Raw genomic sequence first — 13,458 nt, forward strand, 5'->3', positions numbered from 1 at the left:
CCGGCCACCTGACGGCCTTAAGGTTGACCACGGCGGGGTTGCAGGTACGAGAAGAAGTGGGCTGATGTCCGAGATGAACGCAGAGCGCCGCAGGCTCGACCAGCTGCCGGAGTGGCACGCGCTGGTCAAACACCGTCAGGAGCTGGGCGAGACACATCTGCGCGAGCTGTTCACCACCGACCCCGGCCGCGCGGACCGCTACACCCTCCAGGTCGGTGACCTCCACCTGGACTACTCCAAGCAGCTGGTGACCGACGAGACCCTGCGGCTCTTGCGCGAGCTGGCCGCGGCGGCCGGCGTGGCCGAGCTGCGGGACGCGATGTTCCACGGCGAGAAGGTCAACAACACCGAGGGCCGCGCGGTGCTGCACACCGCCCTGCGCGCCCCCCGGTCCGCCGTCATCAAGGTGGACGGCAAGGACGTCGTGCCCGAGGTGCACGCGGTCCTCGCCAAGATGACGATGTTCGCCGACAAGGTCCGCTCCGGCCACTGGACCGGCCACACCGGCAAGCGCATCAGGACCGTCGTCAACATCGGCATCGGCGGGTCGGACCTCGGCCCCGCGATGGCCTTCGAGGCGCTGCGCTCCTACACCCAGCGCGACCTGGACATCCGTTTCGTCTCCAACGTCGACGGCGCCGATCTGCACGAGGCGGTGCGCGATCTCGACCCGGCCGAGACGCTGTTCATCATCGCCTCGAAGACCTTCACCACCATCGAGACCATCACCAACGCCACCTCGGCCCGCGCCTGGCTGCTGACCGGGCTGCGCGCGGACACCGACGCCGTCGCCAAGCACTTCGTGGCGCTGTCGACCAACGCGGAGAAGGTCGCCGAGTTCGGCATCGACCCGGCCAACATGTTCGAGTTCTGGGACTGGGTCGGCGGACGCTACTCCTACGACTCCGCCATCGGCCTCTCCCTCATGATCGCCATCGGCCCGGACCACTTCCGGGAGATGCTGGCGGGCTTCCACGAGGTGGACGAGCACTTCCGCACCGCCCCGCCGGAGGAGAACGTTCCGCTGCTGCTGGGCCTGCTCGGGGTCTGGTACCACAACTTCCACGACGCCCAGTCGCACGCGGTCCTGCCCTACAGCCACTATCTGTCGAAGTTCACCGCCTACCTCCAGCAGCTCGACATGGAGTCCAACGGCAAGTCCGTGGACCGGCAGGGCGACCCGGTCGGCTGGCAGACCGGCCCGGTGGTCTGGGGCACCCCGGGCACCAACGGCCAGCACGCCTACTACCAGCTGCTGCACCAGGGCACCAAGCTCATCCCGGCGGACTTCATCGGCTTCGCCAACCCCGTCGAGGACCTGCTCCCGGGCCTGGTCGGCCAGCACGACCTGCTGATGGCCAACCTCTTCGCGCAGAGCCAGGCCCTGGCCTTCGGCAAGACGCCGGAGGAGGTGGCGGCCGAGGGCGTGCCCGCCGAGCTGGTGCCGCACAAGACCTTCCGCGGCAACCACCCGAGCACCACCATCCTGGCCAAGGAGCTTAGCCCGTCGGTGCTCGGCCAGCTGGTCGCGCTCTACGAGCACAAGGTGTTCGTCCAGGGCGCCATCTGGAACATCGACTCCTTCGACCAGTGGGGCGTCGAGCTGGGCAAGGTGCTCGCCAAGCGCGTGGAGCCCGCCCTGACCGAGGGCGCCCAGGTGCCCGGTCTCGACCCGTCCACGGCCGGGCTGGTCGCCAAGTACCGTCAGATGCGGGGCCGCTGACCTAAGGGTGTCCGACGGCTCTGCGCCACGCCGACCCATCGGGCACCCCCTAAGCCCGAAGACGCCCTGAGGCCCGACCGGAGAACTCCGGCCGGGCCTCAGGGCAGTCGGCGCCGTACGAACCCGCGGCTCAGGGCGACGCCGGAGGGTAGAGCCCGCGCGGCAGGCCCGCCGCGGCCGTCCGGTCCAGCAGCCACAGGGTGCGGTTGCGGCCGTACGCGCCGGCCGCGGGGGCCTGGATCTCCCCCGCTCCCGACAGCGCGATGGCCACCGCCTTGGCCTTGTCCTCGCCCGCCGCCAGCAGCCACACCTCGCGGGCCGCGCGGATCGCCGGCAGGGTCAGCGAGACCCGGGTGGGCGGCGGCTTGGGCGCGCCGCGCACCCCGACCACCGTCTGCTCGGTCTCCCGCACCGCCGGCAGCTCGGGGAAGAGCGACGCCACATGGGTGTCCGGCCCGACGCCCAGCAGCAGCACGTCGAACGACGGCACCAGGCCGCGGTTCTCCGGGCCCGCGGCGGCCGCCAGCTCGGCCGCGTACGCCTCGGCGGCCGCGTCCACGTCACCACCGCAGGCGCCGTCGGACGGGGGCATGGGATGCACCCGCGCCGGGTCCAGCCCCACCGAGTCCAGCAATGCGGCCCGGGCCTGGGTGTCGTTGCGGTCGGGGTGCCCTTCGGGCAGGAACCGCTCGTCGCCCCACCACAGATCCAGCCGCGACCAGTCGACGGCGTCCCGCGCCGGGGCCTGGGCGAGCGCCGCCAGCAGGCCGTTGCCGTTGCGGCCGCCGGTGAGGACCACCGAGGCCGAACCGCGGGCCGCCTGGGCGTCCACGATCTTCGTGATCAGCCGTGCCGCCGCGGCCTGAGCCATCAGCTCCTTGTCGCGGTGCACGACCACCTGAGGAGTCGTCACTTAGGAGGCCGCCTTCTTGCCACGCGCCCCGGAGGGCTTCTCGGCCGACGACTTCGCCGCGGGCGCCTTCCCGGCCGCCGGGGCGGACCCCTCCGTGCTGCCGGCGCTGTCGGTGCTCTCGGCGCTCGGGGCGGCGGTGCCGGCCGGCGCCTGCCTGCCGCCGCTCCTCGCGGCGGCTCCCGAGCCCTGGGCGAGCGCCGCCACGCCGAACTTCACCGCGGAGGCGTAGGTCTCGTCCGGGTCGAGGCGGCGCAGCTCCTCCGCGATCAGCTCGGAGGTCGCCCGCCGCGGCAGCGCGACATGGCGGTCCGGCTGACCGGGCATCGCCAGCTCCGCCAGGGAACCGTCCGCCCGGTCCAGGCAGATGGTGCCGTCGGCCGTCTCCAGCCGCACCGCGGTCAGCCCCGGACCCTCCGAGACCTGGCGCTCGACCGGCACCCGCAGCCGCTCGGCCAGCCACAGCGCCAGCAGCTCGCTGCTCGGGTTGTACGCCTCGCCCTCGACCACCGCGGACTTGATGGCCGAGTGCTTCTGGTCCAGAGCGGCGGCCAGCACGCTGCGCCACGGGGTGATCCGGGTCCACGCCAGGTCGGTGTCGCCCGGGGTGTAGGTGCCGGCCCGCAGGCCGAGCGTGGCCACCGGGTCCTCGGTGGCCTGCGCGTCGGTGATCCGGCGCGCCGCGAGCTGCCCGAGCAGGTCCTCGCTGGGGTGGTCGGGCGCGTCCTCCGGCCACCACACGACCACCGGGGCGTCCGGCAGCAGCAGCGGCAGGACGACCGAGTGGGCGTGGTTGGCCAGCTCGCCGTGGAGCCGCAGCAGCACCGTCTCACCGCTGCCGGTCTCGCCGCCGACCCGGACCTCGGCGTCCAGCCGGGCGATCTTGCGGTCGCGCGGGGACCGGCCGGGCCGCTTGATGACGACCAGGATGCGCGACGGGTGCTCCTTGGACGCCTCGGTGGCGGCCTTCAGAGCGTCGTAGTGGTTGCCCTCGTCGGTGACGATGACCAGGGTGAGCACCATGCCGACGGCCGGCGTGCCGGTCGCCCGTCGTGCCTGGACCAGCGCCGCGTTGATCTGGCTGGACGTGGTGTCCGTGAGATCGATCTTCATGGCCGGCGCCAGCTCCGTCCGTCTCGTGCGAGCATCTCGTCCGCCGCCTTCGGGCCCCAGGTCCCGGCGGTGTACTGCTCCGGCTTGCCGTGCTTGTCCCAGTAGGCCTCTACCGGATCGAGGATCCGCCAGGACTCCTCCACCTCCTGGTGGCGGGGGAAGAGGTTGGCGTCGCCCAGCAGCACGTCCAGCAGCAGCCGCTCGTACGCCTCGGGGCTGGACTCGGTGAAGGACTCGCCGTACGCGAAGTCCATGGTCACGTCCCGGATCTCCATCGAGGTGCCCGGCACCTTGGAGCCGAACCTGATGGTCACGCCCTCGTCCGGCTGCACCCGGATGACCAGGGCGTTCTGCCCCAGCTCCTGGGTGTCGGTGGCGTCGAAGGGGGAGTGCGGGGCGCGCTGGAAGACGACCGCGATCTCGGTCACCCGGCGGCCCAGCCGCTTGCCGGTGCGCAGGTAGAAGGGGACGCCCGCCCAGCGGCGGTTGTCGATCTCCAGCTTGATGGCGGCGTAGGTGTCGGTCTTGGAGTGCGGGTCGATGCCCTCCTCCTCCAGGTAGCCGAGCACCTCCTCGCCGCCCTGCCAGCCGTGCGCGTACTGGCCGCGGACGGTGTGCTTGCCCAGCTCCCGGGGCAGCTTGACCGCCTTGAGGACCTTCAGCTTCTCGGTGACCAGCGCCTTGGCGTCGAAGGAGGACGGCTCCTCCATGGCGGTCAGGGCGAGCAGCTGGAGGAGGTGGTTCTGGATGACGTCGCGGGCGGCGCCGATGCCGTCGTAGTAGCCGGCGCGGCCGCCGATCCCGATGTCCTCGGCCATGGTGATCTGCACATGGTCGACGTAGGAGCGGTTCCACAGGGGCTCGAACATCGTGTTGGCGAAGCGCAGCGCCAGGATGTTCTGGACCGTCTCCTTGCCCAGGTAGTGGTCGATCCGGAAGACGTCGCTGGGCGGGAAGACCTGGTGGACGACCTGGTTGAGCTCCTGCGCGCTGGCCAGGTCGTGACCGAAGGGCTTCTCGATGACGGCGCGCCGCCAGGAGTCGCCGGTGCCGTCCGACAGGCCGTGCTTCTTGAGCTGCTGCACGACGGTGGGGAAGAACTTCGGCGGGACGGAGAGGTAGAAGGCGAAGTTGCCGCCGGTGCCCCGCTCCTTGTCCAGCTCCTCGATCGTCGTCCTGAGCGTGTCGAACGCCTGGTCGTCGGAGAACTCGCCGGGCACGAAGCGGAAGCCTTCGGCGAGCTGCTGCCAGACCTCCTCACGAAACGGCGTACGGGCGTGTTCCTTCACCGCGTCATGGACGACCTGGGCGAAGTCCTCGTCCTCCCAGTCGCGGCGGGCGAAGCCGATGAGCGAGAAGCCCGGCGGCAGCAGGCCGCGATTGGCCAGGTCATAGACGGCAGGCATCAGCTTCTTACGGGACAAATCGCCCGTGACGCCGAAGATCACCAGGCCCGACGGCCCCGCGATGCGCGGGAGCCGTCGGTCCTGGGCGTCACGAAGCGGGTTGTCACCGCTTACGGACGAAGAGGTCAACTCACGCCTCCGAAGGAGCGAGGCGCTTCAGCTCCGCCTCGGTGGACTTCAGCAGGTCGTTCCACGACACCTCGAACTTGTCGACGCCCTCGTCCTCGAGCAGCCGCACGACCTCGTCGTAACGGATGCCGAGCTTCTCGACGGCGTCGAGCTCGGCGCGGGCCTGCTCGTAGGTGCCGGCGATGGTGTTGCCGGTGATCTGGCCACCGTCGGCGGTGGCGTCCAGCGTGGCCTCCGGCATGGTGTTCACCGTGCCCGGGGCGACCAGGTCGTCGACGTAGAGGGTGGCCTTGTAGGCCGGGTCCTTGACGCCGGTGGAGGCCCACAGCGGACGCTGCTTGTTGGCGTGCGCCCGGTCCAGGGCCGCCCAGCGCTCGCCGGCGAAGACCTCTTCGTACGCCTGGTAGGCCAGCCGGGCGTTGGCCAGCGCGGCCTTGCCGCGCAGCGCCTTCGCCTCGTCGGTGCCCAGCGCGTCGAGGCGCTTGTCGATCTCGGTGTCCACACGGGACACGAAGAACGACGCCACGGAGTGGATCAGGGACAGGTCCAGACCCCGCTCCTTGGCCTTCTCCAGGCCGGCGAGGTAGGCGTCCATGACCTCGCGGTAGCGCTCCAGCGAGAAGATCAGCGTGACGTTGACGCTGATACCCAGGCCGATGACCTCGGTGATCGCCGGCAGGCCCGCCTTGGTGGCGGGGATCTTGATCAGCGTGTTCGGCCGGTCGACCAGCCACGCCAGCTGCTTGGCCTCGGCGATGGTGGCCACGGTGTCGTGCGCCAGCCGCGGGTCGACCTCGATGGAGACCCGGCCGTCCTGCCCGTCGGTGGCGTCGAAGACCGGGCGCAGGATGTCGGCGGCGTCCCGGACGTCCGCCGTGGTGATCATGCGGACGGCCTCGTCGACGGTGACCTTGCGGGCGGCGAGGTCGGCCAGCTGCTGCTGGTAGCCGTCGCCGTGCGAGATCGCCTTCTGGAAGATCGACGGGTTGGTGGTGACGCCCACGACGTGCTGCTGGTCGATCAGCTCGGCGAGGTTGCCGGAGGTGATCCGCTTGCGCGAAAGGTCGTCGAGCCAGATCGCGACGCCTTCGTCGGAGAGGCGCTTGAGTGCGTCTGTCATGAAATCTGCATCTCCTACTTGGATTCTACGAGCGTCAGCGCCCGGCGGCGGCGAGAGATTCCCGGGCGGCCTGCGCCACCGCGTCAGCGGTCAGCCCGAACTCACGGAACAGCACCTTGTAGTCGGCGCTTGCCCCGAAGTGCTCCAGCGACACGATCCGGCCCGCGTCGCCGATGTAGCGGTGCCACGTCAGACCGATGCCGGCCTCCACGGCGACGCGCGCCTTCACGGCGGGCGGCAGCACGCTCTCGCGGTACGCCTGGTCCTGCTCCTCGAACCACTCCACCGACGGCATCGAGACGACCCGCGCCGGGATGCCCGCGGCCTGCAGCTCCTCACGCGCGGTGACCGCCAGCTGCACCTCGGAACCGGTGCCGATCAGGATGACCTGCGGCTCCACCTGCCGGCCGTCCGCGTCCGCGGCCTCGAAGAGCACGTAACCGCCCTTGGCGGCGTCCTCGTTGGGCTCGTAGGTCGGCACGTTCTGACGGGTCAGCGCGATGCCGTGCGGGGCCGGCCGGTCGCTGTGCCGGCGGACGATCTCACGCCAGGCGATCGCGGTCTCGTTGGCGTCCGCCGGGCGGACGATGTTGAGACCGGGGATGGCGCGCAGCGCGGCCAGGTGCTCGACCGGCTGGTGGGTCGGGCCGTCCTCGCCCAGGCCGATGGAGTCGTGCGTCCACACGTAGGTGACCGGCAGCTTCATCAGCGCGGCCAGCCGCACGGCCGGGCGCATGTAGTCGGAGAAGACCAGGAAGGTGCCGCCGTAGATCCGGGTGTTGCCGTGCAGCGCGATGCCGTTCATGGTCGAGCCCATGGCGTGCTCGCGGATGCCGAAGTGGATCGTGCGGCCGTACGGGTCGGCCTCCGGCAGCGGGTTGTCCTTCGGGAGGAAGGACGAGGACGGGTCGATGGTGGTGTTGTTCGAACCGGCGAGGTCGGCCGAGCCGCCCCACAGCTCCGGGATCACCGCGCCCAGCGCCTGGAGGACGTGGCCGGACGCCTTGCGGGTCGCGACGTCCTTGCCGGCCTCGAAGACCGGGAGCGCGTCCTCCCAGCCGTCGGGCAGCTCGCCCGCGCTGATCCGGTCGAACTCGGCGGCCCGCTCCGGGTTGTTGTTCCGCCACTCCTGGATCTGCTTGTCCCAGGCGGCGTGCGCCTCACGGCCCCGGTCGACCACCGCGCGGGCGTGACCGAGCACCGCGTCCTCGACCTGGAAGTGCTGCTCGGGGTCGAAGCCCAGCACCCGCTTGGTGGCCGCGACCTCCTCCTCGCCGAGCGCCGAGCCGTGCGAGGCCTCGGTGTTCTGCGCGTTCGGCGCGGGCCAGGCGATGATGGTGCGCGCCGCGATGATCGAGGGGCGCGTCGTCTCCTCCTGCGCCGCCTTCAGCGCCGCGTACAGCGCGTGCACGTCGAAGTCGCCGCTGGCGGCCTGCTCGATGCGCTGCACGTGCCAGCCGTACGCCTCGTACCGCTGGAGCACGTCCTCGGAGAGCGCGGTGGCGGTGTCGCCCTCGATCGAGATGTGGTTGTCGTCGTAGAGCGCGACGATGTTGCCGAGCTTCTGGTGGCCGGCGAGCGAGGACGCCTCCGCGGAGATGCCCTCCTCCAGGTCGCCGTCCGAGACGATCGTCCAGATGGTGTGGTCGAACGGGGAGGTGCCGGCCGCCGCCTCCGGGTCGAACAGGCCGCGCTCGTAGCGGGCGGCCATCGCCATGCCCACCGCGTTGGCGATGCCCTGGCCCAGCGGGCCGGTCGTGGTCTCCACACCCACCGTGTGCCCGTGCTCCGGATGGCCCGGGGTCAGGCTGCCCCAGGTGCGGAACGCCTTCAGGTCGTCCAGCTCCAGGCCGTACCCGGAGAGGAACAGCTGGACGTAGAGGGTCAGGCTGGTGTGGCCGGGGGAGAGGACGAACCGGTCGCGGCCGGTCCAGTTCGCATCCGACGGGTCGTGCCGCATCAGCTTCTGGAAGAGCAGGTAGGCGGCGGGGGCGAGGCTCATGGCCGTGCCGGGGTGGCCGTTACCGACCTTCTGCACGGAGTCCATGGCCAGGACGCGGGCGGTATCGACGGCCCGCTGATCCAGCTCGGTCCAGTCGAGGTCGAGGTCTGTGGTGGTCGGCTTGGTGCTCACCCTAAGATCAGGGCTCCTCTCCACATGATCAATTTGCCGGGGGCGGTATTGCCCGCCACGACGCGGCGGGGTCGAGCCTACCCTTGGCGGAACGGTCGTCTTATCGACTGCCGCCCGCGGTACCGCTCACCGGATCCTCGGGCAACGAATGAGGTTCACGCCGCACAAATGAGGTCCACGCCGCACCCCCGTCGCGGCGTACCGGCCCGCTCCCGGACCGCCGGTCACCCGCACTCCCAGACTGCCGGGCGCCCGCCCGCTTCGCCTCTCGGCGGGGGCCCGTGTCGGCCACCGCGGGCCGCGCGCGAGTCACCGCCCGCTTCGCCGGGGCATCCCGGGAGCGCCCACCGACCTTCCCCCGTGGTCTTGACGGCATCGGTGGTACGCCCATGGGACGGGGGCCAACACGACCGACCCCCGCGACGGGCCGGGTATCCGCTACGTCTAGAGTGGCGTGGTACGCGCAAGTCTTTACCGGGCCTTCATGTCTGGTGCTTGCTGGTTCTGCTGCTTCTACCAGGGGTGTGCGTGACGGCCGTCGAATCCCGTCCTGCGGGGGTGCTCACTGCGAGCCCCACTCACCGTCCGTTCGGGGCACGTGTCAAGGCGTTCGTGGCTCTGACGAAGCCCCGCGTCATCGAGCTGCTGCTGATGACGACGGTTCCGGTGATGTTCCTGGCGGCCGAAGGCGTGCCGGACCTGTGGCTCGTGCTCGCCACCTGCGTCGGCGGCTACCTGTCCGCCGGCGGCGCGGGCGCGTTCAACATGTACATCGACCGGGACATCGACGCGTTGATGGACCGCACCTCCCAGCGGCCGCTGGTCACCGGGATGGTCTCCCCGCGCGAGTGCCTGGTCTTCGCCACCGCGCTCGCCGTCGGGTCCACGGCCTGGTTCTGGTTCCTGGTCAACCCGCTGTCCGCGATGCTGTCGCTCGGCGCGCTGCTGTTCTACGTCGTGGTGTACACGATGTGGCTCAAGCGGCGTACCGCGCAGAACATCGTCTGGGGCGGCATCGCGGGCTGCATGCCGGTCTTCATCGGCTGGTCCGCGGTCACCAACTCGGTCTCCTGGGCCGCGCTCATCCTCTTCCTGGTGATCTTCTTCTGGACGCCGCCGCACTACTGGCCGCTGTCGATGAAGGTGAAGGACGACTACGAGCGGGTCGGCGTGCCGATGCTCCCCGTCGTCGCCGGCAACAAGGCGGTGGCCCGGCAGATCGTCGCCTACAGCTGGGTGATGGTCGGCGTCTCGATGCTGCTGTGGCCGCTGGGCTACACGGGCTGGTTCTACCCGCTCGTCGCGGCGGCGCTCGGCGCCCTCTGGCTCAAGGAGGCGCACGCGCTCCAGGCGCGGGCCAAGGCCGGGGTGACGGGGCCCAAGCTCAAGGAGATGCGGCTGTTCCACTGGTCCATCACCTATGTGTCGCTGCTCTTCGTCGCGGTCGCGGTGGACCCCTTCCTGCGCTGACCTCTGCTTCCTGCGCTGACCTCTGCCCCTTTCCCGCGCTCTCTTCCGTAATCGAGTCGCCCCTTTCCCGTCTGGTTACTGCTGGGTAGCATCGAGGTATGGCAGACACCAAGCAGGCGGAGACCGCTCAGCAGCCGGGCACGGACAAGCGCGCCGAGAAGCACGCCCAGCGGCTCGCCCACCAGATCACGTCCTTCGCCAAGACCCACGGCGGCAGCGCGGAGGGCCAGCTCGCCCACATCGCCCGCGGCACCACCCGGATCGCCCTCGTCGGCGCCAACGGTGAATGGGGCAACCTCGTCGCCCCCTCGTACGAGACCGCCCAGCGCGCCGCGGAGCTCGCCGGAATCACCCTCCAGGACGACTTCGACGGCGAGATGGCCGCGAAGGTCCGCACCGGGGCCTACGAGTGGACGCGGATGGCCGGCATGCAGATGGGCGGCCCTGCCAACGACTGACCGACAAAAGGCCGGGGCCCGGGCACATTGCCCGGGCCCCAGCCTTTTTCCGGCTCTGCCGGTCGCTGAACGAAGTCCTCTCAGCCGGAAACCGCCCCCGTGGCCTCGACCGTCTCGGCCGTCTCGACCGTTTCCACTGTCTCGATCGCCTCGTGGCCGCCGTCGGGCGCGGGCACGGCCACCGCCTCGGAACGCTCCCGCTGGGCCAGGAAGACCCGCAGCACGGCGATCCACACCAGGCAGGAGCCGAACATGTGCGCCCCGACGACCAGCTCCGGCAGATGGGTGAAGTACTGGACGTAGCCGATCACGCCCTGGCCGAGCAGCACCGCGAACAGCTCCAGCACCGGGCGGCGCACCTCCGGGGCGGCACCGACGGCGCGCAGCGTGAACCAGAGCGCGACCGTGAGCCCGACCACGATGTAGACGAAGTCCACGTGCAGCTGGGTGATCTCCTGCCAGTCCAGCGGGATACGGTGCACCTTCTCCGCGTCGCCCGCGTGCGGGCCGGAGCCGGTGACGACCGTGCCGATCACGATCAGCGCGGCGCTCGCCGCCACCAGCAGCGCGGTGAGCTGGCGGACCGGGCGGGACACCAGGTCCCGGGCCGGCGCGTCGCCCTCGCGGGCGCGCTGCCAGGTCAGCACGGCCACCGTGAGCAGCGCCGTGGAGAGCAGGAAGTGCGAGCTCACGATGTACGGGTTGAGGCCGGTGAGCACCGTGATGCCGCCGACGACCGCATTGCCCATGACGATCCAGAACTGTGCCCAGCCGAGCCGGGTCAGCGACCGCCGCTGGGGCGTCCGGGCCCGGGCGGCGATGATCAGCAGGCCGACGACCGCGCACAGCACGTACGTCAGCATGCGGTTGCCGAATTCGATGACACCGTTGATGCCCATCGCGCCGGTGGGCGTCAGGCTCTCCTCGGTGCAGGTCGGCCAGGTCGGGCAGCCCAGCCCGGACTGGGTGAGCCGCACCGCGCCGCCGGTCACCACGATGACGACGGCCATCACCACGCAGGCCAGCGCGGCCTGCCGCACGAACCGCGCGGACGGCTGCCAGCGGCGGGCGATCAGCTCAAGGGGATTCAGCGAATTCGGCACGGGCCCATCGTAGGCGTGCGCTTGTGCGGCTTTTCACGAGGGGGTCTGGGGCATGGTGCCCTTCGTCACTCCCAGCGGAAGAAGCGCGCCGCCGCGCCCAGCGCGAGCACCGCCCACCCCGCGAGGATCCCCAGGTCTCCCCACGGCATCGCGGCGCCGTCCCGCAGCACGTCCCGCAGTCCGTCCGAGAGCGCCGCGATGGGCAGCAGCTGGAGCACCTGCTGGGCCGCGTCCGGGAACTTGTCCAGCGGCACCATCACCCCGCCGCCGACCAGCAGCAGCAGGAAGACCAGATTGGCCGCGGCCAGGGTGGCTTCCGCCTTCAGGGTGCCGGCCATCAGCAGCCCCAGCCCGGAGAACGCCGCCGTACCGAGCACCAGCAGCAGCACCACCGCCACCGGATTGCCGTGCGGCGACCAGCCGAGCGAGAAGGCGATGCCGAGCAGCAGCGCGCACTGGAGCACCTCGGTGACCAGCACCGAGCAGGTCTTGGCCGTCATCAGCGCCCAGCGGGGCAGCGGCGAGGTGCCCAGCCGCTTGAGCACGCCGTAGCGCCGTTCGAAGCCGGTCGCGATGGCCTGGCCGGTGAACGCGGTGGACAGCACGGCCAGCGCGAGCACGCCGGGGGTGAGGAAGTCGACCGGGTCGCCCGCGCCGGTGTCCACGATGTCGACGGTGCCGAACAGCACCAGGACCAGTGCCGGGATGACCACGGTCAGCAGCAGCTGCTCGCCGTTGCGCAGCAGCATGCGGGTCTCCAGCGCCGCCTGGGCGCGGATCATCCGGGACAGCGGGGCCGCGCCGGGCTTCGGGGAGAAGGTTCCGGTGGCGGTCACGATCGCAGCTCCTTGCCGGTCAGCTCCAAGAAGACGTCCTCCAGGGTGTGCCGCTCGACCGAGATCCGGTCGGGCAGCACGCCGCTCTGCGCGCACCAGGAGGTGACGGTGGCGAGCAGCTGCGGGTCGATCCGGCCGATGACCCGGTACGAGCCGGGGGTCAGCTCGTCGGCGGTGCAGCCGTCGGGCAGCGCCTTGAGCAGGGAGCCCAGGTCGAGGGCGGGGCGGCCGGTGAAGCGGAGGGTGTTCTCGGCGCCGCCGCGGCACAGCTCCTCGGGGCTGCCCTGGGCGATGACCTTGCCGCCGTCGATGATCGCGATGTCATCGGAGAGCTGCTCGGCCTCGTCCATGTGGTGGGTGGTGAGGACGACGGTCACCCCGTCCGCTCGCAGGTCGCGGACGAGGTCCCAGGTGGCGCGGCGGGCCTGCGGGTCGAGTCCGGCCGTGGGCTCGTCGAGGAAGACCAGCTCCGGGCGGCCGACGACGGCCATGGCGAGCGCGAGGCGCTGCTGCTGGCCGCCGGACAGCCGCCGGTAGGTCGTCCGGCCGCAGGAGCCGAGCCCCAGCCGTTCGACAAGCATGTCCACGTCCAGCGGGTGGGCGTGCAGGGTCGCGGTGTGCCGCAGCATCTCCTCCGCGCGCGCCCCGGAGTAGACCCCTCCGGACTGGAGCATCACGCCGATCCGGGGACGCAGCGCCGCGGCGTCGGCGACCGGGTCGAGGCCCAGCACCCGGACGGTGCCCGCGTCGGGGCGGCGGTAGCCCTCGCAGGTCTCGATGGTGGTGGTCTTGCCCGCCCCGTTGGGGCCGAGCACGGCGGTCACGGTGCCGCTCCGGACGGACAGGTCCAGTCCGTCCACCGCGGTTTTCGCCCCGTACCGTTTGACCAGGCCGACGATCTCGACCGGGGGCTCTTTACGCATGCCCGGCAGTCTACGAAGCCTTGAGGAACGCCGGAGGGGCAGGGCGTCCGAGCGGTCTTCCGATGATCGTTTCCGCAGGTCAGGTTAGGTGTGCCTAAGTGATGCACCCCACCGGTCAACTGATCGATCGCGG

General features: G+C 70.9%; 11 protein-coding genes. 3 read left to right on the plus strand and 8 right to left on the minus strand.

Going from position 1 to position 13,458, the window contains the following annotated elements; all coding sequences use genetic code 11:
* Nucleotides 1-73 precede the first annotated feature (73 nt).
* The gene (gene pgi / locus AC4BDD_RS23345) at nucleotides 74-1,723 is read left to right on the plus strand and encodes a glucose-6-phosphate isomerase (protein WP_490691909.1); all 1,650 of its coding nucleotides are present in this window, start codon (nucleotides 74-76) and stop codon (nucleotides 1,721-1,723) included.
* 130 nt (nucleotides 1,724-1,853) lie between these two features.
* Here the strand turns inward: pgi and pgl are convergent, their stop codons facing one another.
* From pgl to tkt, 5 genes are all read right to left on the minus strand, one after another.
* Entirely contained in the window at nucleotides 1,854-2,636 is a 783-nt protein-coding gene (pgl, locus tag AC4BDD_RS23350; protein WP_490687416.1) for a 6-phosphogluconolactonase, read from the minus strand.
* Nucleotides 2,637-3,746: a glucose-6-phosphate dehydrogenase assembly protein OpcA gene (opcA, locus tag AC4BDD_RS23355; RefSeq protein WP_490687417.1), complete on the minus strand. Its 1,110-nt coding sequence runs from the start codon at nucleotides 3,744-3,746 to the stop codon at nucleotides 2,637-2,639.
* Nucleotides 3,743-5,152: a glucose-6-phosphate dehydrogenase gene (gene zwf / locus AC4BDD_RS23360; protein ID WP_490687418.1), complete on the minus strand. Its 1,410-nt coding sequence runs from the start codon at nucleotides 5,150-5,152 to the stop codon at nucleotides 3,743-3,745. The genes opcA and zwf overlap by 4 nt, the downstream gene beginning before the upstream one ends.
* A 130-nt stretch (nucleotides 5,153-5,282) precedes the next feature.
* Nucleotides 5,283-6,401, minus strand: a complete 1,119-nt coding sequence (tal, locus tag AC4BDD_RS23365) for a transaldolase (protein ID WP_490687419.1) — start codon at nucleotides 6,399-6,401, stop codon at nucleotides 5,283-5,285.
* A gap of 34 nt (nucleotides 6,402-6,435) precedes the next feature.
* Entirely contained in the window at nucleotides 6,436-8,535 is a 2,100-nt protein-coding gene (gene tkt, locus AC4BDD_RS23370) for a transketolase (protein WP_490687420.1), read from the minus strand.
* Between the two features lie 528 nt (nucleotides 8,536-9,063).
* Between tkt and AC4BDD_RS23375 the strand changes: the two genes are divergently transcribed.
* A complete protein-coding gene (locus AC4BDD_RS23375; protein WP_490687421.1) occupies nucleotides 9,064-10,005 on the plus strand; it encodes a heme o synthase in 942 nt (313 codons plus the stop codon).
* 98 nt (nucleotides 10,006-10,103) lie between these two features.
* Nucleotides 10,104-10,463, plus strand: a complete 360-nt coding sequence (locus AC4BDD_RS23380) for a hypothetical protein (protein WP_490687422.1) — start codon at nucleotides 10,104-10,106, stop codon at nucleotides 10,461-10,463.
* An 80-nt stretch (nucleotides 10,464-10,543) separates the two neighbouring features.
* Here the strand turns inward: AC4BDD_RS23380 and AC4BDD_RS23385 are convergent, their stop codons facing one another.
* The 3 genes from AC4BDD_RS23385 to AC4BDD_RS23395 form a co-directional block, all read right to left on the minus strand.
* Entirely contained in the window at nucleotides 10,544-11,566 is a 1,023-nt protein-coding gene (locus AC4BDD_RS23385; RefSeq protein WP_490687423.1) for a COX15/CtaA family protein, read from the minus strand.
* 65 nt (nucleotides 11,567-11,631) lie between these two features.
* Nucleotides 11,632-12,402 (minus strand): ABC transporter permease, encoded by a 771-nt coding sequence (locus AC4BDD_RS23390; protein WP_490687424.1) that lies wholly within the window; start codon nucleotides 12,400-12,402, stop codon nucleotides 11,632-11,634.
* Nucleotides 12,399-13,325: an ABC transporter ATP-binding protein gene (locus AC4BDD_RS23395; RefSeq protein WP_490687425.1), complete on the minus strand. Its 927-nt coding sequence runs from the start codon at nucleotides 13,323-13,325 to the stop codon at nucleotides 12,399-12,401. Before AC4BDD_RS23395 ends, AC4BDD_RS23390 begins: the two co-directional genes overlap by 4 nt.
* Between the last annotated feature and the right edge of the window lie 133 nt (nucleotides 13,326-13,458).

The sequence above is a fragment of the Streptomyces sp. JLBT605 genome, assembly GCF_058215555.1.